General features: G+C 45.2%; 22 protein-coding genes and 1 pseudogene. 5 read left to right on the forward strand and 18 right to left on the reverse strand.

Annotated elements, in window-relative coordinates; translation table 11 throughout:
* The first annotated feature begins 530 nt into the window (after positions 1-530).
* Positions 531-2,078, forward strand: a complete 1,548-nt coding sequence (locus tag LX99_RS23825) for an IS630 family transposase (protein ID WP_170122787.1) — start codon at positions 531-533, stop codon at positions 2,076-2,078.
* 41 nt (positions 2,079-2,119) lie between these two features.
* On the opposite strand, the gene LX99_RS26320 is transcribed toward LX99_RS23825, so the two are convergent.
* The 3 genes from LX99_RS26320 to LX99_RS26515 form a co-directional block, all read right to left on the reverse strand.
* Complete coding sequence (locus LX99_RS26320) at positions 2,120-2,248, reverse strand: hypothetical protein (protein ID WP_281270998.1); 129 nt, start codon at positions 2,246-2,248, stop codon at positions 2,120-2,122.
* Positions 2,249-2,590: 342 nt separating this feature from the next.
* Positions 2,591-3,136, reverse strand: coding sequence for a glycosyltransferase family protein (locus LX99_RS23830; RefSeq protein ID WP_109610566.1), 546 nt, complete (start codon positions 3,134-3,136; stop codon positions 2,591-2,593).
* Between the two features lie 54 nt (positions 3,137-3,190).
* Positions 3,191-3,400, reverse strand: coding sequence for a glycosyltransferase (locus LX99_RS26515; protein ID WP_407937417.1), 210 nt, complete (start codon positions 3,398-3,400; stop codon positions 3,191-3,193).
* 47 nt (positions 3,401-3,447) lie between these two features.
* Here LX99_RS26515 and LX99_RS23840 point away from each other — a divergent pair, with 47 nt between their 5' ends.
* Positions 3,448-4,233 (forward strand): polysaccharide biosynthesis/export family protein, encoded by a 786-nt coding sequence (locus LX99_RS23840; RefSeq protein ID WP_109610570.1) that lies wholly within the window; start codon positions 3,448-3,450, stop codon positions 4,231-4,233.
* 529 nt (positions 4,234-4,762) lie between these two features.
* Here LX99_RS23840 and LX99_RS23845 read toward each other — a convergent pair.
* The 3 genes from LX99_RS23845 to LX99_RS23855 form a co-directional block, all read right to left on the reverse strand.
* Positions 4,763-5,425, reverse strand: a complete 663-nt coding sequence (locus LX99_RS23845; RefSeq protein ID WP_109610573.1) for a hypothetical protein — start codon at positions 5,423-5,425, stop codon at positions 4,763-4,765.
* Between the two features lie 346 nt (positions 5,426-5,771).
* Positions 5,772-6,698, reverse strand: a complete 927-nt coding sequence (locus LX99_RS23850; RefSeq protein WP_109610575.1) for a helix-turn-helix transcriptional regulator — start codon at positions 6,696-6,698, stop codon at positions 5,772-5,774.
* Positions 6,699-6,735: 37 nt separating this feature from the next.
* Complete coding sequence (locus tag LX99_RS23855; RefSeq protein WP_109610577.1) at positions 6,736-7,302, reverse strand: GNAT family N-acetyltransferase; 567 nt, start codon at positions 7,300-7,302, stop codon at positions 6,736-6,738.
* 798 nt (positions 7,303-8,100) lie between these two features.
* Between LX99_RS23855 and LX99_RS23860 the strand changes: the two genes are divergently transcribed.
* A complete protein-coding gene (locus tag LX99_RS23860; protein ID WP_146203210.1) occupies positions 8,101-9,312 on the forward strand; it encodes a hypothetical protein in 1,212 nt (403 codons plus the stop codon).
* Here LX99_RS23860 and LX99_RS23865 read toward each other — a convergent pair.
* The 10 genes and pseudogenes from LX99_RS23865 to LX99_RS23910 all read right to left on the reverse strand — a co-directional run.
* Positions 9,281-11,002: a patatin-like phospholipase family protein gene (locus tag LX99_RS23865; RefSeq protein ID WP_109610581.1), complete on the reverse strand. Its 1,722-nt coding sequence runs from the start codon at positions 11,000-11,002 to the stop codon at positions 9,281-9,283. The genes LX99_RS23860 and LX99_RS23865 overlap by 32 nt on opposite strands.
* 8 nt (positions 11,003-11,010) lie before the next feature.
* Entirely contained in the window at positions 11,011-11,808 is a 798-nt protein-coding gene (locus LX99_RS23870; RefSeq protein ID WP_109610583.1) for a DNA/RNA non-specific endonuclease, read from the reverse strand.
* A gap of 131 nt (positions 11,809-11,939) precedes the next feature.
* On the reverse strand, positions 11,940-12,479 hold the full coding sequence (locus LX99_RS23875; protein ID WP_109610585.1) for a M15 family metallopeptidase: 540 nt from the start codon (positions 12,477-12,479) through the stop codon (positions 11,940-11,942).
* Positions 12,480-12,736: 257 nt separating this feature from the next.
* The gene (locus LX99_RS23880; protein WP_109610587.1) at positions 12,737-13,021 is read right to left on the reverse strand and encodes a hypothetical protein; all 285 of its coding nucleotides are present in this window, start codon (positions 13,019-13,021) and stop codon (positions 12,737-12,739) included.
* A gap of 124 nt (positions 13,022-13,145) precedes the next feature.
* The gene (locus LX99_RS23885; RefSeq protein WP_109610589.1) at positions 13,146-13,589 is read right to left on the reverse strand and encodes a response regulator; all 444 of its coding nucleotides are present in this window, start codon (positions 13,587-13,589) and stop codon (positions 13,146-13,148) included.
* Positions 13,586-14,074 (reverse strand): response regulator, encoded by a 489-nt coding sequence (locus tag LX99_RS23890; protein WP_109610592.1) that lies wholly within the window; start codon positions 14,072-14,074, stop codon positions 13,586-13,588. The genes LX99_RS23885 and LX99_RS23890 overlap by 4 nt, the downstream gene beginning before the upstream one ends.
* 13 nt (positions 14,075-14,087) lie before the next feature.
* Complete coding sequence (locus LX99_RS23895) at positions 14,088-15,158, reverse strand: sensor histidine kinase (protein WP_109610594.1); 1,071 nt, start codon at positions 15,156-15,158, stop codon at positions 14,088-14,090.
* Positions 15,103-16,497, reverse strand: a complete 1,395-nt coding sequence (locus LX99_RS23900; protein ID WP_109610597.1) for an MBL fold metallo-hydrolase — start codon at positions 16,495-16,497, stop codon at positions 15,103-15,105. Before LX99_RS23900 ends, LX99_RS23895 begins: the two co-directional genes overlap by 56 nt.
* The gene (locus LX99_RS23905) at positions 16,497-18,362 is read right to left on the reverse strand and encodes a gluzincin family metallopeptidase (protein ID WP_109610599.1); all 1,866 of its coding nucleotides are present in this window, start codon (positions 18,360-18,362) and stop codon (positions 16,497-16,499) included. The genes LX99_RS23900 and LX99_RS23905 overlap by 1 nt, the downstream gene beginning before the upstream one ends.
* Before the next feature lie 251 nt (positions 18,363-18,613).
* A pseudogene (locus LX99_RS23910) lies at positions 18,614-18,976 on the reverse strand (transposase); the annotation flags it as partial.
* 308 nt (positions 18,977-19,284) lie between these two features.
* On the opposite strand from LX99_RS23910, the gene LX99_RS23915 reads away from it, so the two are divergent.
* The gene (locus LX99_RS23915) at positions 19,285-22,431 is read left to right on the forward strand and encodes a hypothetical protein (RefSeq protein WP_109610601.1); all 3,147 of its coding nucleotides are present in this window, start codon (positions 19,285-19,287) and stop codon (positions 22,429-22,431) included.
* Here LX99_RS23915 and LX99_RS23920 read toward each other — a convergent pair whose 3' ends face one another.
* Both LX99_RS23920 and LX99_RS23925 read right to left on the reverse strand, forming a co-directional pair.
* Positions 22,432-23,121 (reverse strand): class I SAM-dependent methyltransferase, encoded by a 690-nt coding sequence (locus LX99_RS23920; protein ID WP_170122788.1) that lies wholly within the window; start codon positions 23,119-23,121, stop codon positions 22,432-22,434. It abuts the gene before it with no gap.
* 90 nt (positions 23,122-23,211) lie between these two features.
* A complete protein-coding gene (locus LX99_RS23925) occupies positions 23,212-24,192 on the reverse strand; it encodes a glycosyltransferase family 2 protein (protein WP_109610606.1) in 981 nt (326 codons plus the stop codon).
* A gap of 204 nt (positions 24,193-24,396) precedes the next feature.
* Between LX99_RS23925 and LX99_RS23930 the strand changes: the two genes are divergently transcribed.
* Positions 24,397-25,344 carry a tyrosine-type recombinase/integrase gene (locus LX99_RS23930; RefSeq protein WP_109610608.1) on the forward strand — a complete coding sequence of 316 codons (948 nt, stop codon included), beginning with the start codon at positions 24,397-24,399 and terminating at the stop codon, positions 25,342-25,344.
* The last annotated feature ends 210 nt before the right edge of the window (positions 25,345-25,554 follow it).

A 25,554-nucleotide genomic window follows, 5' to 3' on the forward strand; every position in this document is an offset into this window, starting at 1 on the left:
GACGAAGTGAACGTAAAAACGAGGTGAAGCAATCCCTTGATTATTGGGATAAAAAGCATGAGAATTACAAGTCTTTCTGATAGAAGTATTTAAGTTTCTTGTTCGAGTACCCGGTAAAAGGGCGTTTTAAGCAATTTAAACTGCTTTTGCTTAATTTAAATACTTTCAGCGGCATCAATGCCTCTGCCTATGGCCTCAAGAAGCTCTGGTGTATTTTTTTCCCTAAGTCCTTTTCTCAAACCCCTTTGACGGGTTCTATCCGGCAATTGCCTGAATTTGATGTTAGAACGTACGAGAGGCAGGCAGGGTAGATAATTTCATACAGGGCGCTATAATGATATCATTTGATGGACAGGGCGGCATAAAAGCCATTTGTAAACGGCTCATTGGTGCTGAATATCGACCTGCAAAAGCTTAAAATATAAGTGCCCTTGATGTTGTGCGGAAAATCAGGATATTTGGTTTCCAGATTTGTGACATTTGGTTTTTACGATTTTATAATGTCTGCTGTTTCTATAAAAAAGAACGTTATGCGTCGCCATCAAATTCAACAAGTTACAATGAATCGGTTAAGGTTAGAGTTCATCAGGGGAAATTACTGTTCACACCGCTTAGCGAAAGAACTCAAGCTTTCTACGATCACGACCTGGCGTTACCAGAAAGAGTTCGAACGTATCCAAGAGCATTATCCGGAGAAGCTGAAGGATATGGATTTTTATATGCCGGAGCCGCCAAGGCCGCATCGCGCCACACCCTTGTATGTGGAATTGATGCAGGTGCTCCCCGGTCTGATCCGCGCTGAGAAGCCAGGTACCAAAGCCAAACCGGTCTGGGAGAAATATCATGCCTTGTATCCCAATGGCTATAGCTATTTCCCCTTTAAAGATTTCTACTATAAATGGCTGGCTGAAAATCCCGGTTTTGAACGGCCCCAACTCATAAGTCATATACCTGATGCGGATCTGAAAGTGTTAAGTAAGTGGCGGCATGGCAATGACCACAGGCGCTGGCAGATCGCGACCACCTTACATGCAGCCTTGGCTGGCGCTAATGTGACGCAGATCATGGGAAAGGCCGACTGCGAACGTAAATCGGCCAATGACTGGTTGAATACTTACCGCACAAAAGGCTTAAAGGGTTTTGACTTAGCACCGCGAAAAACCAATGCCGGTGTCGTCAAGCGCATCTCGGAACGCAAAGAAAACCTGGTCAAACTCCTGCACGAAACCCCCAAATTGTACGGCATCAACCGAACCAGTTGGACGATCCTGGCACTTACCGAAGTGTACAACCGCATCTATCCGGTTAAGGTCAGCTATATGCAGCTATCGCATTCCTTAAAAGCCCTGGGCTACAGCTACAAAAAATCCCGCGATATGCTCACCAGCCAGGACCCCAAATTCCGCGAAAAAATCAATCATATCCAGCAAATCCTGCAGCACCTCGGTCCTAAAGAAAAATTCTTCTCCATAGACGAATATGGCCCGGTCGGTATCCGCATCAAAGGCGGCCGCACCCTCAAACGCGCCGACGCCTCACCCGACATCATCCCGGAAAAACAAAAAAACAAAGGCTATATCATCTGCACCGCCGCATTAGAATTGTCGACTAATCAGATTACACATTTCTACTCACTGAAGAAAAATACCTTCGAAATGATCAAACTGCTGGATGTTCTGATTGCGCAGTACGCCGACCAGGAAAGACTATACCTCTGTTGGGACGCCGTCAGTTGGCATAATTCCAAGATTTTGAAAACCTATATCGAAGACCACAACAAAGCAAAAACGCCCGAGATCAAAGTCGCCCCGTTACCCTCCTGCACCCAGTTCCTTAACGTCATCGAATCGGTTTTCTGCGGCCTCGCAAAAGCAGTCATCCATAACAGCGACTATGCCAGCACCGACGCCTGCAAAACCGCCATCGACCTCCACTTTGCCACCCGCAACCAGCACTTCCGGGACAACCCCCAACAAGCCGGCCGCAAAATATGGGGCAAAGAACTCGTCAAAGCGCATTTCAGCGAAACCCACCATACCCGCAACCGCAACGGAATGAGTGGCGCGAGACCAATCTGAGAATTACTTTTTAATCACCAAGTGCGCGAGCGCTGGATCACTCAATACACGCTCCATCTCCGTACCGGGATATCATTGACGATCTGGTCAACCAGCAGCATATCAGCCGCATTTCGAAGCGCGATCTTGCCGGCTATGGTTTCAACTTCAAATAGGGCACTGGCGCTCATGACGATCCTGAATTGGACCACTATCGCTTTTGCTATGAATGGGATTATCGTTACGATGAACCTGAGCAGGTCGAATTCTTTCTGCGCAAGGATGAGATTCGCTGTTTAGATGGCAGTCGATATCAAGTGTATTAGTTTTCGATTTATGTTTTTTTATTACACTACGCCTCAAGGCCGCGTGTATATTGAAGAACAGAGCGGCGAAATATGCTGTTAACCTGAAACACCCGAAGACAACCAAAAAGGATAAACATGAACTACGCACCGGCGAAAAAGATCGCACGCATCGAAAAAGCAATGAACAAGACACCCGTCAGGCGCCGCACTATTTATCAAATGGCGTCAATCGCAGCATGTTCCTTCGAATTTGGTTGGAGGTAGCCATCCGGTGCTTAACAATTGCCTCAATTTACGGAGCGGCTTTAAAATCAGCATGAGCGGGGGCAGTCTAATTTCGCTATCACGCAGAGCTTTCAAATCAAACTTCCATGACTTTAGCGTGTTTTTAAAGCTGCCGTGGCTTACTCCGCCGGCAAGCATATAGACCAGTGCCTTATCAAGATGGAAGCGGCTGGCCCCGTGCGCATATAAAAACCGCAGCATCAGCTCACAATCGGTTGCGGAACTATATCCGTGGCTGCAATTGAAAGTGGGATGTGGGGGTATAAATCCCCGATTGAGGGAATTTTTGCTACAAGGCTCGGACACGCGCCTGCGGTTAACCGGGCCTCGCAAGCTTATAAAATACAGGCTGCGGTAAATAATCTCGATATTTTGCAGTTCGAAAGCACGGAACACTTCTGTTATTACCTCGCTGTCGGTCAGCCTGTCATCTGCTTTCAGTGCCCCGATAATATCTCCGGTAGCCAGCCTGATCCCTTTATTCATGGCATCATATATGCATCTGTCCTTTTCAGATATCAAAATCAAGATATTGTTTCTCTATGAGTTGATCAACTGCAGCGTAAGGCTTCTTGAACCGCAGTCGAAGATGATGTATTCTATATCAGGATGGCTTTGTGCAACAACAGATTCAATACAATTACAGATAGTAACCTGTGCTTTGCAAACAACGGTTATGAGTGAACTTTTTAAAATAACGACTTTAAAAACATCTGATATTATGGCCGCATAAATATGTATTTTTGGCATTACGGCCTAATAAAGCGAAAACACAAAAAGGAATTTAAGAGCCATCCATGCGTAATTATATATTTATTTACCTTGCAATACTACTTTTTATAAGCCTAACCTCTTGTTCTAAGAAACAGTATCAAAACCTTTTCCAGCAAGAGGTACAAGCCGGGGGGGCGGCCGGAAACGTACAACCTTCTCTGCAGGATTATCGCATCAGACCGCAGGATATTCTGCAAATAAGAAACCTGCAAAATATAAAGTATATCGTTGATGTGACACCGTCCGACAAAACCGCTACGGTAGGCGGGGGAGGCAATGCAGGCTCCGGTGAGACTTTTCAGGTTGAAAATGACAGTACGGTTACCTTACCAGTGATCGGCCATGTCAAAGTTGGCGGGCTCACGCGGCCGGAAGCGGCGAGGCAAATAGAAGATCTTTACCGTAAACACCTTTTAAAGGACCCGATCATTGAAGTGAAGATCATCAATTTAAAGGTTACCGTCCTCGGTGAGATCATGCAGCAGGGCAATTATGCGTTAACGAAAGACAGAACAACATTGGTTGAAATGATCGGCCAGGCTGGGGGATTGACGGAAAAGGCAAATGAAACGAATGTGAAGATCATCCGCGGCGATCAGCTTAATCCGGAAGTGACGATCATCAATTTAAGCGATATCCGCTCCGTGAATGATCCGCGAACTGTTCTTCAAAACGGTGATATCATCTATATTGCCCAGAACAAACGGGCGATCCGCAACGAAAAACTTCAAAACCTTTCGGGTATCACTCAGCCCGTGTTATTGCTTCTCAACACCGCATTGGTTATTTTTACGCTTTCGCACCGCTAATGGCCTGTTCCCTTTTCCCAACCTGGGTACAATCGGATTAGTATTTTTGCTCAGTGGGCTCGGAAATACGATGCTGATGCTGCTGATTTCCGTTGTTTTCCTGTTGGCCAACTATGCGATCACCCTGATACTGCGTTACCGGCAGCCGGGCTATCCGGCATATTTAAAGAAACACAAAGTATAAAAGCAGGTATCAGCCAACAGCGCTGCCAGGTAATAACCTAAACAGGAGCCGAGCGCATTAACGCCCCGGGCCTCCAGGAAGACACTTTCCCGACAGAACGCGCAGCCTGCCGGTGATAGCCATATGTACCGACCCGAGGCAGGGCCCTATTACCGATAACCTTAAAGCCCGGCCGGCCGATTTATGACCAGGCAATCAATCATGTTATCCCCGGATTTAAAAGACAAAATATAATGACTCCGCACACTGGAGGCTTACCCTGGCTGGAACGCCTTCCGATAACGTCGTCGCTATTAATCGTTTTTTGAATCGTCGGTTTAATCCTGGCTTTATAGCGAGGTTTTGTCAACCATATTCCCTGATCTTACTGATCAGCGCTTCAAGCACCTGGATAGCGATTTGTTTATCAGTACCTTCCATTTTGTAGGTGCTGCTGCGTGCGCTTTTCCAGGAGAAATCCAGGAATCGCTCGGTGGAAAGAAAAGGGACGATACTTTTGAGCACCTGGCTGAAAGACCGGCTGATGACCAGCTTGATATCGTCAGCTGCCTTTAAAATGATTGCGATCTGGTCGACACTCAGCCGACAAAGCACCTTGTATAAAAGTTGGGGCTGCTCTGCCGGTGTTTCAGCACGCGGGTACCGGTAACGTTGTTGCAGGTTTTGACTGAATTCTTTCAACTGATCCAACAGTAGCCGGGCGGTGTCCCGTAACAGACCTTTTTCCGGATATTGCGCCAGGTTGATTTGCATTTGCTGCAGCAGCAGTTGGATCGCCTGGTCATGCTGCCCGGCGACAACTTTGATCTTCTCGCTGGAGTAAAGAGAGAAGGCCTGGTTTTTAAGCGCGGTACTGATCCGGCTGAGCTCTCCGGGCAACCGTTCCCTGATCTCGGACAGCGTTTCCGGTGTTAAAGCTTCAATACGGTTTTTATCAGGGTTGAGGGTAACTTCGGCCAGCTCATCGAGCCAGCCGAACGGATATCCGAAGGCTATTTCCTTGCGCATAGTACTCCTCCGCTCGTAAAAAATCGTTCTCCTGTTGAATACTCAGCAGCCGGTTGCAAATAATTTCCTGCAGTTTTCGGGCTTTCAGGCTCAGCATGACACTGCTGGTACAACCCGGTATTTAAGTGTTTTAACATAATTCGGGTATTTTAATGTATGCCCCTGCCAAGCCTGTTAACTGGCAAAAACTATCACATTGACTGGGGTAAGTAACTTCTTTTCCATAGGCCTTTCGGTTTGGCAGACAAGCAAAAGTAAGCGGGATTTGATTAGCGTAGAATACCGAATTAGTGTAAATGTGCTACTAAAAAAGTGGTAATTTGGAACAAAAAAAATGCGATGTGTATCATGTATGATACATTTGTAGTTTATGCAGCAAGGCTTGCCTGTTTTTTACACGCGTTTTTCTAAAAGTATTGTAGAGGTGCTTTTTGACGGTTTCCTCAGAGATGAACAAGGTCTCGGCAATTTCCCGGTTACTCATTCCGCTTCTCAGGTATTGAATGATTTCAACTTCCGTTTTGGTCAGGCCGTACAGGCGGGCATTATCTTCCAGCGCCTGCGGCGTAATCGTCGTCCGTGCCAGGCTCAACAGCCGGCGATATTCGTCCCTGGCGTTTTTAATGGAATGCCAGATAAATAAAAAGCTGATCGCTATGATGCCGGTATTCGTAAAAAGTACTTCCACAACCTGGCTTTCTTCCACAATGCCGAAAAAAGTCAGGGCTGCCCAGGGGCTGATGGCCAAATACATCAGGATTTCTTCGAGATATTGCCTGGCATCCCTGTTCTGCTTATGCTTTTTTCGTATGGCCCGGAACATCACCCAAAGCAGTACGAGCGCGTAAAGGAAGGGAGCGATCATGCCATATTTTATACTGGCATCCAGGTTGCCGTAAATGGCGTAAACGATGATGAAAAAGATGATATAGGGCGTTATCAAAAACAGCGGTACACCGAAAAGCGCATGCCATCGCAATAGCTGAAGATCGAAAGCCCGATAAAAATAGAAAGGGAAGTAAGACGCCATGAGGAAGCCGCTGCCATAAGCGGTCATTTCCTGCAACTGTATGCTCAGGCGGAGATTTGGGTCGGGAAACAACCCGCCGGTAATGTTATAAAGCAGGAGCAGCACCAGCAGCACCAGGTATAGTAGCCTGTTTTTATCCTCGGGCCTGAACAGATAGTAGAAAAACTGGAATATCAGCATTCCCGTTTCCATAAGAACGAAAATAAAGGTTACAATATGGATCTGTGTGCCAAAAACCAGCATGGACGTAGAGGTATGGTAGGTATTTAATGTATAGGGCTTATTGTTTTAGAAAGTACAAAGGATAACCCAGGTCGAGCCGGTCATAAACTTTAAAATTGAACCGTTCATACCAGGCCAGGTTTTCCCTGGTGGATGTCTCGAGAAAGAATACGGTGCCGTCAGTCCGGGCGCTGGCAATCAGCTCTAGCATGAGCTTGCTGCCTTTGCCTTGCCGCTGGAAGTCAGGATGGACACCGATGAACCATAGATAGGCCATTGGATCTTGCGTCTGCTTTGCCTTTATTTGGGCTTCACGGTTTATCGCTTTCCTGATATTTTGCAGGCCGATTGCCTGCCAGATCAGCCGGATGTCCAGCAAGATACTTGCAAACGTTGTTCGTTGGCGATGCGGATACAGCACGAGGGCGCAGGCTTGCTTATCTTCCGAAAGCCAGACGTCGCCAAACGAGGAACAAAGCTCAAATGAGTAATCCATCAATGCCGCTATCCTTTTTTTCTTTTTATGGTCTTGCCGCACGATATAGTTAACACTTTGATTGGTTGCAAACGACCTCGAAAGTATATTTATGACAAGTTCCTTATCGTTTTTTATTGCTTTGATCATAATATAATAAGATGTTCAAACATGATTGTATGCGTCTTTCGCTTCAAAGGCAGGCCGATGCTACCCGGGATATTCCTGATTGGAATGTTGTTTTTATTAATTCTAACGAATAATATCTCAAATAGTTGCTTAAAATGATATTTTTATAGCTATTAACGATAGTTAATCACGGGATTATCGCTGATACTACTTTATTGCTTAACAGGTCTGGCAGCAATTCGAAAACCAAACCGCGCAGTAACTTTACGACGTGTTGAATTCGAAAATGCATCCGGGATCTCACGGCGGCTCTTTGATAACCATCGTAGTATTAACCAAAACAGTCAACTTTTTAAGTGTTGATATTTGCTATAGCGGGGAACCGCACAGGTGTCATTTGTCATTGCTGTGTCCGGGCTGTGCCGAAAGTCCAAATACCGCCTTTCAATCAGGCGATACAGCTGCTGCAGGAATGGGTAAGGCAGGACAGCTTTATCGTTATACCGTGGCCCCCTGATCAGGATGTGGGTCTCCGCTGAACCATATATATGCATCATCAAGCGCATAATTCATGAAATCAATTATGTCAGGTCTGAAGGCAATCCCGGGTCGGTGCTGACGAAATAGCTATCAACCAGCCAGGGATAATTACGAGAGATGCGCCTTTTTATTGTCATAATGATCAGGAGCAGCAATGATCCTTATAATCCGCATCACAAAGAGTTTCTCGGTAAACTCAAAAACCTACAAATATTCCTGTCAAATCCACGCTAAATCCAATCGTAAACTCCTATATTTAAGCCACCTAACTCTTCAATCATGCAAAAACTCACCCGATTAATTTTCTCTTTATGCTTTACCTGGTCATTGATCCTTCCTTCGATGGCGCAGACCAATGCGCAAACACCTAAAACGGTATTGCCGGATCCTGTATCCGGCCCTGAGCCCGCTCCGGTGATCCTGCCGCAGGTGGTATCCATCAAGCCTGTTTATTCGGTCCTCTCCCAGGAGCAGACCGCGAGGGAGGATAACCTGTCGATCAATAACAGTAACCAGTCAGTCGCGGTGTACCCGGGCAACATCATCCGGTTTACGATCAGTAATCCCATGGCTTTTCTAAACTCCAGGCCGACCGATAACAGCAAAGTGGTGTTGTATGTGAACGGGGTGGAAATGAAAGGGATTGTCTCTGACTGGATGAGCCAGATCACGCGCTTGCAGATCAATTCCGGCCAGCTGCCGGCTTTGGGGAATACAGCTGATATCTTCATCGCTCTGCGGCGGAATGACAGCACCCGTGGTGCCTGGCAGTTTTTTTACGGGAATACCGGCCATTTCTATGACAACTTCGCCAACCTTAATGCCTCCATCGGCTGGCAGGGCATGTCCGAGCTGCAAAAGGTGCCCGGCGCACCCCGTGTCACCATCATCTATTACCGCATCTGGGTATTTCTCTGCTGGATGCTGCTTTTTGTCATTGTCCTGGGCTTGTTCGTCTATATCTGCGGGTTTACCGATGCGCTGAAGGACGGCGGCCGCGGCGGCGCCTATAGCCTGTCCTTAAGCCAGCTGATGTTCTGGACCACATTGGTGATCGGCGCTTTTATCTATACGCTGGTACTGACCGATATCGTCACCACTTTTAATACTTCCATCCTGCTGCTCCTTGGGGTCAGCGCGGGAACCACCGGCCTGGCTTACGTGATCGACAGTAATTTTGCGAAGAACAACCCGGGGGCGGCGCAGAAAAAGCATGAGACCTTTTTAAAGGATATCCTTACGGACGGCAACGGCTACAGCGTACAGCGCATCCAGGCTTTTGCCTGGAACCTGGTACTGGGCATGTATTTTATCATTTATACCATCGATAATAAGAGTATGCCCGAGTTTTCTTCGACCATACTCTTTTTAGCTGGGATCAGTTCGGCTTCTTACCTCGGCGCTAAAGGGCCGGAAAACACGAACGCAACGCGCCCGGTAGCTGCGGCCGGTGGTCCGCCTACTCCCGCTTCAGATTCATCTGCAACATAAAGCCCGGGGTTGCTTTAAATGTAGCCCAGTCGGCTTTGGCCTGTTCGTAGGTTTGCTGTATCGCCTGCTGCTGGGCTTCGGGCAATGCGGCGAAACCATTATTGGTCGTGTAGATAAGCTGCTCCAGGTACTCCACCAGATTATAGCACATGGTGGCTTGCCCGGTGATGAGCAGCTTATCCAGCATATCGCTGACGACATCCTGATCGGTGAACCAGAGCGTGGTACCAAACCCCGCGGCTTCCTCGGTGACCTTTTTGAGCGCGGGGCCGATCACCTCCTCATAGGTTCCGTTCAGCACGCTGTGCCTGGCGACATTAGGATCGGGGCCCCCGTCCTGCTTAAGCCGCGTCCTGCTGTTCAGGAAATCCTGTTCGGTCAGTTGTTTGATCAGGTTGCCGATCCGGCGGTAGTCGAAGGCGGGGTTATGATAAAGGATATTGTAATTGAGCCTGCGCACGACTTTGAGAAAAACGTTCATGAGCAGGTTCACCAGCGAGGTCAGCCGGTCCAGCAGCAGCGGCTCCATCCGGTGCAGGGACAGGTCCTCTACATGCAGGTGCGAAAGTTTATTGCGGTAAAAGCCGGGTATTTTTCCGGTCAGCCGGTCGATGACCCAGTTTAAAGCCGAGCGCAGCCGTTTTACAGCGAGTAACTTACCTATCCATAAGATCAGGGCGGCGGCGGCAAATCCTACCGACAGGCCATTGACAAAGCTGGGTTTAAACTGGGTAAACGCCGGGATGAGCAGGCCCAGCAGCACGATGCCCAGCAGCACGTAGCTCACCCGGTTGCTGACTGAGGCGGATTTGGCGACCAGGTCTTTCAGGGTCCATTTGTAAAAACCCGTTTTGGCCGCTTCGGGCGCCGGCTGGTAGGGATCCATATAGGGAGAAGCAACATCCGATACGATGATCAGGTCGAAATAAGGCGTCGGATCCTTCTTGCGGTAATTCAGGATCGAACTGATACCCTGGTTATCATAAATACCACCGTCCATCAGGCCTGTAGGTGCGTTTTTCTCTGCCAGTTCTTTAAGCCTGGGCGCCTGATCGTGCACAAAGTCGTGCGGCCAGAGAATCGGCTCGAAACCGCCCGGAAAGCAGGAGGAGGCAGCCATCACATCCCCCAGTTTGGCCTCTGCCGCCGTCGCGGCATCGACCTTCAGGTAAAAATTACCGCAATAACCGGCTGCCTTGTTGCGGAAACGGAAATCGCCGGCATTGGTAAATTCAGTCGTATTGAAAACGGCTGCCTCCAGGTGGGTACTGCCCAGATCAAGGTCGGCGAGCGTCGCTCCACGGGTCAGGTGCGTATCATACTGGCTGGCGAAGGCATTGATCAGGTTCTTGCGCTTAGCGGGGTTGGCCCATACCGCATCCGGGTTCAGCTGGCTGATCCCGGCCTTAACCAGGTCGAGGTGCTTGAGCTGACCGACCAGGAATTGATAGATCGTTTCAAACTCTTCCTTATGGGCTTTGCCCAGTGCATAGACAATGCCGGTGATCGTACCGCCCGAAACAGTAGAGATCATTTTTACATTTTCGAGCAGGGGTTTCCCCTGGTAGTGCAGCCGGTTCAGGTAGGCCATCGCGCCGAGGTGGTAGCTGGCTGCTCGATAACCACCCCCAGAACAGCTCAGGGCGATTCTTTCCAGCGGGTTTGACGAAATTTTCGTAGTACTCATCATTTAAAGTGTTAGTGTAGGACGACAGTGGGATCAAATCCCAGTTTTTTAACTAAAGTATCAAAGGCGATCATTCGTTGCGGCAGTTTAGCCCGGCTTTCAGATGGCTGATTGGGCAGCCAGTAGCAGAGCAGGACCGGCTGATGGCTGGACAGATCTTTGTAAGCAATAACCTTGTAATAGGCCTCGGGCATCGTCACCGAAAGCGCGCCCTGGCTGTAGCTATGCTGGGCGCCAAAGGTACCGCACCAGATCTGTACGCTGTCGGTCACGGCCTGTCCTTTAAAACCGGTCAGCTTGCGGCAAAGCTCTTCGGTGGCCAGTTCGGTACCGACGTTCTGTCCCTGGTATTCCATACCGGCATTGAAAGTATAGGTATCTGACAGGATAGCGGCATCCAGGCACCAGGCCAGCAGGATCCAGGCCTGGCAGTGCCCCTTGGCGATCATGTCGGGTGATTCTTTATTGGCGCCCCGGTAAACCATCGTCTCGTCAGGCTGCCCGTAGCCGGAGCTCCAGGCCGCAGGTATGCCGGTGCGGGGGATGTTCAGGGCTTCCTGGGCCAGGCGGTGTTCTTTCGTATAAATATAATAGGTAACGACCGGCCGGTGCGCCGAAGTATCAGCGATCGATTTGAAGTAAGGATTTTCCCAGAGTTTGCACGCGGGGCAAAGCGGCGAACTGACAGAAGGGTATTTCTGCTGCAGGGCGTGGACATAGGTGACGTCCAGCGCCGGGCTCTGTGCCCGTGTGAGCTCCGGCAGGAGGAATCCGGCCAGGAGGACAAGGAAGGTTCTGGTCTTTATCATTGTGATTGATTTACAGGTTGGTATCAAATAAGGCAGTCACCGCACGATCACTAAAATCGAGGGCTAATGCGCATTAAATGACCGAAGGCAGACAAAGGTTTTTTTCTCCTGCCTTTTGCTGACTTTTATTATCAGGCGCCGGTCGCGAACTGCACATGCATCGGGTCCGGGGTCTGGAAATGCCGGCCATCGCTCCAGCCATGTTTTTGCCAGATCGCGTACCACCAGTCCGGCAGGGTCCTGGTCAGCGGCTTTTTGTGCGGGTTATGCACCGGGTCCCAGTCGATCGCGATCCCGTAACTGTGCAGGGACAGTTTGGTATGATCGCCGGAACTCGGCCGGAAATTAAAGCAGCCGGCGGTAATGTCCAGGCGGTACCGGTGCAACCAGGCCCGGATCGCATCGTCCGTAGGGCTTTGCAATTGATCATTGGCATAGGCCCAGATCTCGTTCATCACCGTGGTAAATACCGGCGCCAGCAAGACATGCATCTGCAAGCCCGGATAAGGAGTCAACGCCCCGCCGTCGCCCTGGTAGTATAGTTTCCAGCCCGCAGGCGGTTTTACCAGCTGGATGTGGGCATGTACCCACGCTTTGTTTTCGGAGCCGTCGGGATTGGCGGGATTGCCGAACAGGGCGTTGATTTCCGGGTAGCCGTTAGGTGTGTTCATAAGGAAAGGTAATTGGGCTTAATAAATTGTGAATAAGTGATTTGTAAGCTAATTTAAACAATAGTTCAGTCAAAAACTACCGTAAAAACACGCTTTTTTTAATTATAGTTGCCACCGGCGCCGGCCGCTGCAATCCTATGCCGCGTTTTAATTTCGGATTTGATTCTTAAAATCCATCCATAAGTGGATAAACCACGGCATCTTGAACTCTACAGGCCAATTTGGATTGGCCACTTTCTTTTATTATAATCAAGTAGTTATGAATGCAAACGGATCGGCAAAGACGAGTCAATAAAATGGTTTGTCCAGCCATGACTGATCAAGCCATACTCCATCCCGTATAAAGCAACGAAATGACCATCGTCGTTCGCCGCATTTGCTTCAGATAATCCTTTGGCATAACTTGCAAGGTGCATTCCGGCCTGGCTATGATTATGCTCTGATATCCCCAGAAAATCCAAATGCTGCGTTCGCTTTGCAAATTGATAAGCATCTGCTGGTGTCAGTACGTGAGTGTGTGCTCCGTCTTTGGCGCCGTCCAAATACGAAGTATTTTATTAATAAATTCTTGTTGCTCAAGCGAATAACTGAGCGTACTCCGACAGCCGTAGGTATTGTTTGCGATTGCATTTCATCTACGTGGCAACTTCCATAAACAAATGGAAATCAAACTAACTTACTCTTGGTGAGTACCTGTTCGATCAATAATTTTAAGTTTTCCGCATTAAAGAGATCGTGCTTTAATAACAGATCATCCTTTAAGCTAAATGTGGTTGCCCCCAATTCACCAGCTTCAAAAGCATTTTTGGAGTTATCATAGCCTGTCAATAGAACGATCGGTATTTTTTTGTTTTTTTTCCTGATCTCTTCAATAAGTGTGATCCCTGATTCACCTTTGTCCAAATAATAGTCAATAAGGCAAAGTTTGATTGTTTTAAGTTCGTTTTTTTCACCGTTCTTGCCAAAGAGCATTTGTCTTGATGATGCCAAATCCCGGCTGGCCAACACATCTACTGTAGTCGGCTTACCGGCTATTATGGTGATTTTTTTTGCCAGATTTTTAAAATCTGAAATCAAAGACTCATCATCATCAAGAAGGAAAACTCTCATATATTTTCGTTATTAGAATACTTTTCCAAAATCAAATTTCCTGGCACATCTGAAGGCATCTTCCCGGCTCTATTGATAGACCTCAATATTTCTTTAATCGTCCTGGTAAACACTTTATCATCCTCACCCTTTACGACATAAAGATTTGCACCATTAAGAAAAGCATCCATTACATCATCGTCTTTATCTGAACTCGATATCATAATGACCGGTATCGATTTTAAATACTGGTTACTGCGAATTTCTTTTAATATCTCGATTCCGGATTTATTATGTTCTAACCGTAAGTCAAGGAACAACAAATGAGGGAAATTATGTTCAGTCAGATATTCTTCTGATATCTCGTCCAAGAACCTTTCTCTGAAATCACCTTCAGAGTCGAATTCACGTAATTTGCTGGTATGCCGCTTTGGCAAAGCACGTTTAACAAGGTCCCTATCATCCGGGTTATCATCAACGACAATGATATAAGTCTGACTGTTCATATATAAGTTTTTTTTATTTATTAGTTATTAACAAAACATGAATAATTGTACCCGACCCAACCTTGCTTTCCAGCCACACCGCACCTTCATGGGCTTCTGCAACACTTTTAACGATAGCTAATCCTAACCCACCGCCTCTGCCTTCCTCTTTTCTCCTGTTATCCTCAATTCTTTTTAAATCATCCGACTTTCTATCCGGGTTTATACGGTAATGAAGGTCAAATACTTTTTTCTGATGTTCTTCGGCTATACCGATTCCATTGTCAGTTACCTTAATATATACATAGCCGTTAGCTTGAGGATTTATTAAGTGTTTTTTCATTTCATCCGATAACTCTGCAGTTCGGATGTTCTTCAATTCTATCTCGATTCTTGGCGGCACATCGTCCTTCGCATAGGTGATAGAATTTTGAATCAAATTTTGCAAAAGTTGCGCAATTTTCAACTGATCTCCCGAAATTTTTGCTGAACCTGTGTGAATAACTTCTGCACTATTTTCTTCAATCGTTTTTTCAAGGTCGTTTTTCACCTTTTCAACCTCGTTATGCACACCAAAAGGCGTCCTATTTAATTTCCCACTCGATTTTGCGTAATTATTAATGCCATCGACAATCCGAATCATCCGTTTTGAATGTGTTTGCACCGCATCAAGTTCTTTTTCTGCTTTAGTGTTTCTTGAAGATGCATTCAGTTCATTTAAAGTTTCAGTATAAGCTGCAAGCTTCGGATGCAATTCACTCTGAATAAAATCTATGATTGTTTGAAAACCCACCATTTGTTGACGGGTCCGGAATGCTGATATGGTATCTCCCACATCTTTAATCCGTACTTCAAGTTTTCGTGTGAGTTCTATTGCCGCTTTTTCTTTTAATAATTTATCATCAAGAATTAATGACAATCTACCTTTTATCGAACGGATGCGCTCCCTGATATCATGCGATATTGAACTTAACAAAGCCTGTACAGACTCATTGGTAACCCCGCTCTCGACAACAGCTTCTGTCGATGATTTGGGTCGCTTTAGGCTGCTATTCGTTGGCAATGATGGTTTCGTGATAGTCTTTGTTTTGATTTGTCTCTTCATGATCTTTGTCCGATATAAATATTTTAGCAGCTTTTTCGTCGAGCCTTTTCATCAACTTAGGGTATGGCATGATCCACCCCCTTTTTTTGGCAACATCGCTATCTACTGGAATCATAGCAATCAGGCTTTCATCTATCATTTTTTCCAATCCATCTTCATCCAATGTGGCATTGTGACTGCCATGGTGTGAAACTTTATAAAACACAGTTCTTGCCAGAATATGCTGTATCGATATTGATTTTGATTTACTGCCGTCGCGGACTTCCCACTTGTAGTCTTTCCATGAAAGCCAATTACCAATTTGGGCATCGCCTGGGAAGAAAAGAATTTTGCCAGAGTCCACCAATTCTATGGCGATGACAAGACTTGTATTATTAATGCCATTGTCAAGATGGATCGCCAATCGACCGATAACGTTCAGCCAGTCAGTTTCTATCTTACGCCACTTGTTCTTTTCGTTGAAATATTCTTCAAAAATATCGACCTCATATTTTTTGTTTGCTTCAGAAAAAGTCCTGCGATACTCAACTAGTCGGTCCTGGGAAACTCCGATACCCTTTCGAAATGGAGTAAAGGCATCCTGAATATGACTATCATCGGGTAATAACGCCTGATACAAGTTATCGCCAAAATGCGATAAACCCATATTCAGATATGTTTCAGGATTACGCTGGGAAGGGTTCATCTTCTTCAGCAATTTCTTATCCTTTGGAGGCCCTAAGACGTAAAACCTCACCCCGGGGATAGTTTGTTCTCTTATCACGACCTTTCCAGGTAGGAGATACTTCTTTTTTATGCCATTATGATTTTTTATGGCCTGAAAAGCAAGAGCCGTGCGACTTTCCTTTTCACCAATATGCTCGTGGTTATTGACGCCAAACAGAGAAAAAAAGGATTGAAACGCTTGTTGCTGACTCGCGGATAGTATGTTTTCTGTATATAGTCTATCGTAAGCCAGTCGTACTATTTTGAATTTTTTGTCATGAGCCTCTTTCAATCGCTGAGCAAATTCGTCAGTTGGATCTTCTGTCCATGCCATCCATAGCTCGCGGATATCAATATCTTCAAACACATCCTTGGCCTGCAAAAAACCTGAAAGATGATCCCAATGTTCGTGTGTGGCCACTAGGATATCTATCCTACCTTTGGTCAGTTCTTTTATTTGCTGAGCGCGTTGCTTCATATCTTCTGCAGCCTCTTTACTGCTTGAAAGTACCCCGCAATCAATCAGCATATGAATTTTCTCTTCCTCTTTTCTATAATTAAAGCTCAACAAGAAGCAATCGCCCAAACCGTGGCGGAACATTTTAATTGTTACATCTTCCAGTTTCCTTTTCATCAATAGTCGGTTTGGTGAAGTGCGGCTATAGGGCCTGCAAGATTTGACGTGTCAATGTGTTCAATATAATAACCTTTGGCTTTCGCGTCTGCCGTTTTTGCTTTGTCATTTTCTCTTTTCTTAGTGAAATGATAATCAGTTTTACTTTTAGTTATGATATAAATGAACCTTGCCGTATTCAAGTCGAATATCAATGTACAGCCGGCATTATATCCATTGTTTGCTTCAGGAGTCTTTATAACTTCGCAAAATGAAAATACAGCCTGGTTCACAGAAGCGCCGTCCGGCCCTACGCGTTTGTTAAACACTACAGATGGTTTGATATTAATAGTTGAGCCTGTACCATCATCATTCAGATCAGACAATTCAAGTCCTGTATGGCGCTCAAAATCAATCTTAAATGTCTCAAAAACTGAAGATAGTTTTTGTAATTTCCTGAGTTCTGCAAAAAAGAACTTTTCAAACTTACCCGCAAGGTCACGGGTTTGTCGCTTGTCGTCAGAGTAATAATTCTCAGCTCTGACAAAATCCACAAAAAGCTTTGTGAAAGCAGTTGGAGTTTCCAGCGTCAATCCTTCATCATGAAGCCGCAGACTTTCCGTTGAAAGTGATTTTACGTTGACCGGATAAATGCCCCGTTTTCGGAACGCTTCGATAAATGCCAACCGGTAGCCATATACATCCTCTTTTACGAGGTCAAAATCAGCAGTAATAATCGCCCGCAAATAGTCACCGAATGTAAGATCTACGGGAGGACAATAATCCAGTGCCCTAATACAAATATTGAGCACAATCTGCGAAACTTTAGATGCTTCTTTAGCCAAACGCTTAACCAAATCCGGATGCAGCTCTCCCGGGTTAAGTATTCCAGTTCCATTAGAATTGATTCTGATCAGATCTGCAACCTTCAACTTGTAAACCTGGATAAACGCGTCGAAAACAGCAGCAACCAAAATCGACCCTCTTTCATGGGCCTCGTCTACCGATTCGTATTCTCTAGGATCTGGTATCTTAGGCTCCCATTTCCCGGTCACCTGATCACGCTTTCCAATCGCGTCACGCAAGGAACCATATTTACCGATAGCTTCTCCAAATTGTGTAGCAAGTTGTCCTAAGATATTTTCATTAAAAAGATTGCCCCGGGTTTCTGCAATTTGGCTTTTCAATACCTCGGGGAAAGTAAAATGCTGGAATAATGCAACCAGATCAGAAAACGCTTCATGAAAGGCCAAAGCATCCAGGTTATCGTTTTCCAGGAGCTGGGGCTTGATCCCGTCCAATATCGCATGTGTTACCTCGTGCGTAATAATATCATGTGACAGGCAGGTAAAAACTAATCCATTCGGCATTTGCCGACCTGTATTTTCCGTCGTCACTGAAAAATATCCAAATAAAATAGCTCCTTTATCCCTATGATAATAAGCATTTGCATCACGAATACCGTGGGGGTAAATCCTAAGCCGCTCATAGGTCTTCCCCTTATCAGGATCGCCAAGATTCCAGTTCCAGACCACTGGCCTTCCTAACGCTTTTTCAAAATTCTGAATGGTAGTCATCGCAATGGCATAAACCATCTGCTGGTGGAACTTGGGGTTACTTTCCGATGGATAAATACCATCAGTAGCGAGCAAAGACTGATCATTCAGATCAACAGGGGGATAAAACAACTCACTGGCCGGATCATAATCAATCACTTCAATATATTTACCAACGGGCCCAGGCGCGACATAGTCGTCCCATTGAACTTTCAATACAATATGATTTAATGGCGCTGTATCTAATCTATTCGATAAGCTAGGATCAAAAGCATAGCCGTAGAGCCTCCGATATACAGGTTTTTCTATATGTTGCGACGACGTACTCATTTACTGAAGATTTAAAATGATCTTAACTTACGTCCGGGAAAACTTAATAAAACACGAATCATGCTGTGATATGCCTAGATGCCTTAAAGTTAACTGGTATTCAAGAAAAAACAAAAAATTTAATTAACTAGTCGAGCCTTAAAAAGTCAATAATTAAGGGTTGATATAATAAATTGGTTGTTGTGTATTTTTTTGGAAGATCTGAACGAAGTGAAAAAAAAGCGCCCAAAGATTGTTTTTCCAGATATTCATTCGCGGAGCGCGTTTTTTAAACGTACACCCCTAAAACGGTTAATTGTATTATGGTCGGGATAACTCATCGAACTTAACCACATCAGGTAAACACTTTCTTTACAGGCTGCGGCCAGCTTACGGCTGGAATAGGTATTGGTTACATACCCGTAAACGAGCACCTTAAGCAACAGCTGAGGGTGGTAACTCGAACTACCCCGGATTTTATATGCTTTTAATAATGGTTCGATATTGAGCTTGTTAATCACCTCATTTACAACACGGACAGGGTGTCCAACAGGGATCAGTTCCTCTAATGAGGGAGGAAATGCAAGCACCTGGTGCTGATTGTAGGGTTTGAAAACAGGTCGTTTTATGGCCATTTATTTATCTGTTTATATATTAAAAATATGAAAATCAGATGATTAAATAAAATTTCAAGTAACTTTTTGATGATTTTTATCAAAAAAAGAGGCTGTACCTTGATTTATGATACAGCCTCAGTACAGTGAATTTGGATATCCAAAGGCTTGGATTTGAAAACAAGAAATGTCTTGTTCTAGCTCATAGAAGCTTAATTGCCTTTTCTCTTAGCTCTACGCTTGTCTCGATTTTTGGAATTCAGTTTTAGGTGGTTAATTAAAAATTCGCCTTCTTGTCCGTTTTCAACAATAGATAACTATAAATTATCATGCCTAATGAAAAATTCGTCGACTGGGAAAAGATAAATAACGGACATCAGGGGTTCGAGAGACTCGCCAATGAATTTGTCGCGAAAGAGATCGGCTTTGATGTCAAATGGCGTGCTACTCAGTTAACAAGGGATGGAAACAAAGATGGCATCGCTATCCTTTATTGTTATCTTCCTTTGGCCGGCACTACGGAAGAACAGATTTGGATGGAGGCGAAATACTCGCTCACGCAGCAGAACCTCAGCCGTTATAAACTCGATTCAACAATTGTAAGTGCGATCATCGAGGGAAACGTTAAGGAAATCATCTTTATCACCAACATCGAAATTGAACTGTCTGTTGAGCAAAAGATCAAGCAGGCCTTGATGAATGCGCTTCGTTATAACGAAAACAACGTAGCATTTTTTTCGAGATGGACCCTGGAGCGGTGGCTGCTGCTCCATCCTGAAATTTATCAGCGTTACTTCCCGGACGCACCGCAGATCCCTGCGAGCTTCTTCCAGGATCTCTATTGCACGGATAAAATATCCTTTCACCAGAAGAGTTATTCGATACAATACTTTACCGAACCATTGCAGCATTTGTATACGGATCAGGTTTACAATTCCTTTTTGAGGATTTTCAGCCCTGCCGATCAAACAGCTCGGATCACATCGCTGAACGCCGGTTTGAAGATAAAAAACAATCATTGGGTCACGGACAACAGGATCAGACTGAAACAGGGTATCAATACGATAGAGCTTGATGTGGAATGTGTTTTGCCAGCTGCCGTCAGCGGCCCAGTGATCCGCATCGGCGATCTGGAGCTGTTTTGTAACAGACCGGTGGAGATCAGCAGAAAGACCGCTCAACCGACCGTATCTATCGCATCGCAGGAAAATATTATGGCAGCCATCCTTTCCGTGGTAAGCGGCACTGTCCCAGTAAAGGGTTTTGTATTTCAGGAGATCCGCGGTGCTGGCGCTAACGGCAAGACACGTATGATCGAGATCATTGCATCCAAAGGCCTTAAAAATAAAGACACGATAGTTGCTGCATTTACAGACGATCAGTTAATGAATAGTCGCCTGCTGCTCGATGTGGTCCTGTCGGTTCTCTTTTATTACCTGGATTTGGAGTCGATCGACGTCGCCTATCTCCATGAGCTCAAAAAGCGGGGATTGTTTATCAGTTCCTATTTGGAGGATTTGGTAGGCGCCCGTGAACAGCCGGAAAAGCTGCATCGGCTGCTCAGTAAGTTCGAGGCTGCGGACCATATCCTTATTCCGCCACTTGCCCGGTTGAATGATAAGCTGATCCTGCTGGATGACCTCCATAAATTAGATGACAGCAATCGCCTCTTTGTTAACCACTTGCTTGTCGAAATTGGCAAGAGCCAACTGACAGGCCTGGCAGTGGTAGCAGCTAGGGAAAGCTATTTTGAATCTGCTGAGTATCTTTTTTTTAGAAAGAACAACATATCACGTGCCCATCAATTGGAACTGACCATAGATGACGTGCTGGATTCCTTTAAAAAGAACCAGTTGGAGCTGCCTGAATTAACAGCAAGGGTTTTATTCAGCCGCCAAAAACTAAATTGCCTGTTACTGATCGATCTCATTCGGCAATTACAGGACCGCAGCGAGCCTTTTGATGATGCCGGGCTTATTTTATTTTTCCGGGAATTTCTTAACGGGGACACGTACCTGCAATCTGTGCTGAACCGGTTCGCCAAAACGGACGCGGACCAGGACTTCCGGGCCGTTGTCAATGCGGTTTATCTTTCGAGCGGCGGTGTACTGCCTTCTGCATTAAAGGATCATCACAAAAAAACCGTTCCCCAGCTGATCCATTTTGAATTGATCAGGTACAGCCCCGATGGGCGGATAATACCCTATCACGATTTTTATACAAAAATATTCCGTGAGCGGTACCAGAACCGCTTTTTGGAGTGTTTTTCCGACAATGGTTATTTGTTTACCGAGATCGAGGAAACGAAATACCGGTTAATGTGCCTGTTCGAGGATGAAAAGGTTTCCATACAGCATATCGTCGGTCAGCTCCGGCAGTTGAGTGAAATGCATCGGTTTTATCCGGTGATCTACATTCTGGAACCGGTCTTTCAGCAGGAAAACCGGTCTGCATTCCGGGATAGACTTGGCGCGGCCACTTACTATGAACTGTATTTCATGTACGCTCGTGCCATTGGCCATACCAGTAAGCATTATGCAGGCAACGACGAAATCAAACAGATCATTCAGGAAACCGCTTTCCTGACTGACACCGATATCCGGTGGATCCGCATCAAAGCCCTTGCGGAAATGATGAATACCAGTTTCGAATATTTATTGTTCGATGATATTTCGAGGTATTCAGTGTTATTGGATGACCTTTTTAATGTTCTGATCATGGGCGGCGAATTTGAACAAGAGGCGCTTTCCGCACATCCAAGTTATATCCTGGCCGATGAGATCCGAATATTGAAAGCTATGTCGACCGATGATTTTACGGCGGGCGATCAGCTCTATTCCAATTTGGTGGATCGTTGCCTGCGACACGGATTATGGGATAAATCAGGAATATTAAAGATCCGTTTTGCAAGAACGCTTTACCATGCTGACCTTCCGCGCGCTAAACAACTGATTCAGGAAGGTATCGCTGAAAGGTTGAAATTCACGAATGATGTTGACGATAAATGGGTGATCATCGGCAATTTTGAGATCGCTTTTCTAATGGCCATTTCTGAAGGTCTTCCACTGAAAAATGTGCTGAACGCGCATGAGAGACTAAGGACGGACCTGTTTAGCGATTACCGGCGCGCCATGAATGCCCTCGCTGCCATTTATTTAATCAAAGGGGATCTTGCGGCTGCGTTGAATATTTTTACGCAGGAGGTCGATATCACCAGGGCGCCTAATCCGAGGTTCCGTGCGATCCGTTTGCAGTTATCTGCAGCTTACGAATACTTAAAGGGAAACACCAGACAGGCACTGGATCACCTTGATCAGCAATCCAGGCTTTTTGTACCATTGGGACAGTCCTATCAGGACATTGCCGCTCATAACATCGGGGTCGTAAATGCCAAAGAAAGAGCAAACCATATTACAATATACTTTGGCGGAACCAGGAAGGAAGATATTTTTTATATAGACGCGAGATTGTGGTAACTACCGGCATGGCTTTTTGAAACGGATGATCCGCAACAGCGCACGGAAGAGGAACAGAAAATACATGCCTAAGGGCCATTCTCCGCTAGTGATCTCCGTTAACCTTTTGCCTCTTCTGGCATAGGACTCATAGTGTGCAACGTTCTGGAGGGGATTGACCGGCAGGTTTTCCTGGAGACAAGCGCTTTCGGGTATGTATAGCATGATGTTTTGCTTATACCACGTCGGTATGCGGGGGTTATCCCAGAAGATCGGACGGATAATGTCATGGAGGCGGAAGCCGAACCGGGCAAATTTTTCTTCCCAGTAAGCGGGCCATTGCTCGTTAAGGTGGTTCTGGCCGCCCTGTGTGGGAACCGCTGCAGAAAACAAGATCAAGCTTCCGAGCGAAACGAGGCTTGCTATAAACTGTTCTGCCTTTTCCGGTGAAATGTGCTCCGCGACTTCCAGGCAAACAACGAGGTCATATTTTCTGTCCAGCAGGAGCGGCTGTTCAAGGTCAACTGGCAAAAACTCATCTTTGGTCAAGTATTGCGCCAAAAGCGCCCGGTCTACCCAATCCCCGTCAACACCCAGCACATCGGTGATGCCTTCATTTTTGAAGCAATAAAGAAAAGTTCCGATGCCGCATCCAACATCGATGACGCTTTTGGGATGAAACAACCTCACCAAGTGAGGTGCCATTTCCATAGGCGCGGTCAGGTTATGATCGCTTGCATAGTGTATGTATTTAGGTTTTCTCCTATGGATCATCACTTATCGGGTCTGTCTGCCAAATAATTACTTAATTGCAGTATCGGAAATATATGGCTGAATATGATTTCGCAATTTCTCGGCACTGGAATACTGGATAAACTCATCCAATTTAAAAACAGAGCCCAGTAATCCGAACGTATAAGCTAGTAGGGCTTTCTTTTCGGACTCGAGTTGGCTGAATTCAAAGATCTGACGTACGATGAGGTGATAAAACCGTTCCGCAAAAGCATAAAAGTTGAACATGGTATCCTCATAAAGACCAGCATCGGTCAAATACGCTTTTAAGACGGAAAAAACATGGAAGAAATCGTCAATATGTTTCTTTGAGACAGACTGCACAATGGAGTGCTCCCGTTTTAAATGGTGGTAACGTACGCCTGGAACGCAAACGAATTTGTCCGCATGCAGCATCGCCCGGAAATTGAAGTCCAGATCTTCATAAAAAACTCCTTCTATAAATTGCAAGGCATTTGATTCCAGGAAGTCCCTCCTGTAAACCTTATTGGTGACCTGTCCTACAATATTGATTTCGAGCTGATATTGAAAAGTAAATATTCCAAATGCAGTCCGGCCATTTAATAAGTGCCGGCTGTTATACTTGCATTTAAAGATGCCGTTTGGCCGGCTTTCGTATTCACGGTAAAGATCACAGGAAGCAATAACCGCCCCGGTATCTTCAAGTGCAGCCTTCATTATTTCGCAGAAAGAAAGGTCAAACCAATCGTCGCTGTCGCAAAACCCGATATACTTGCCCCTGGCCACCCGCAGTCCGGCGTTTCTTGCTCCGCCCAGACCGGATTTTTTCTCCGGGCCTATATAAACGACTCTCGGGTCGGTAAGATACTGCTGTATCAGCACATCAATATTTCCCGTTGAATGATCATTGACGACAATAATCTCTATTTCGCTGAGCGTCTGATGTGTGATGGATTCGATACATTTGCAAAAATACGCCTCGGTACCATCTACCGGGATTATAATGCTGATAAGCGGATCTGGATGCATGATAATTTATAGTTATCCTTTATTGATAAGTAAATTGCCAGGACCTGTATAGTCTAATAAAAGGGTATTAAGAAGGCTCATTATTTGACGTGACAGGCATGGTCATGTAAATATATGATTTCTCCAAAAAAAATATCGGTTCTTGTATATTTTCGCCACTTACTCTTGGCAGAATATTCTTTTCTACTGAATTAAATCACCATTATGACGGAAACACTACAACAGGCGACTCAAAGTTTTTTACAGCACTGCAAGTACGAGAAAAATCTAAGCGAGAAAACAATCCTCTTTTATAAACTGGATCTTAAACAATTCTGCGATTTCATTAAATTAAATGACTATCCTCAAATCATTTATGAAATCAACAAAAATCATATAAAACATTATGTGCGGGACATTTCCAATTGGAAAATCAAAACGATCAAGAGAAAGATTGCTAGTTTAAAAGCCATGTTTAATTATCTGGAATATGAAGATTTCATTGAAACAAACCCGGTAAGAAAGGTCAAGATTAATTTGAAAGAGGCTATAGCATTGCCAAAAGCCCTTAATAAAGAAGAAATAGAAAACATGATACAGCTAACCTACCAAGAGGTAGCTATTGTTCCTAAATCGAAATATGCTTATTGCGAAAAGATACGAAATGCAACAGTATTGGAACTGCTTTTTTCTACAGGAGCCCGAGTGTCGGAAATAGCGGGCCTTAAGCTAAATGATATAAATATTAGTTCTGGGGTTATTAAACTCAAAGGAAAGGGGAATAAAGAGCGAATTATTCAAATATGCAATCCCGATACATTAGCGTTGATGGTCGTTTATTGCGATCTGTTCCAGGGTAAAATAACAGCATCGGGAGGTTATCTACTGATTAATCGATTAGGGAACAAACTATCCGATCAATCGATTCGCAATTTGGTAAACGCTATTGCCATTAAAGCGAAAATCAGTAAAAAGGTAACGCCTCATACTTTTCGCCACTCTTTTGCTACGCTCTTATTGGAAAACGATGTCGATATTAAGTATATCCAATCCATGTTGGGGCACAGTTCAATCGTTACAACACAGATTTACACCCAAGTCAATGTTCAAAAGCAAAAACAACTGCTTACAGACAAACATCCTCGTAAAGAATTTATGCTGGCTACATTATGAATGCAGGATAACTGTTAATTATCAATGACCGAAACTTTTATTAATAGGACCAAAGAAGTCAACCATATGGTCGACCTAATCAGAAATATGCAAAATCAAAGCAAGATCTTATTACTAAAAGGTAATAGCGGTATTGGAAAAAGTGCGTTCACGAAAAAGGCCCTCTTTAATCAATCGTACAGGAGCACAGTTAAGGTCAGGGTAGATGAT

Source organism: Mucilaginibacter oryzae, from assembly GCF_003148845.1.
Classification (GTDB): domain Bacteria; phylum Bacteroidota; class Bacteroidia; order Sphingobacteriales; family Sphingobacteriaceae; genus Mucilaginibacter; species Mucilaginibacter oryzae.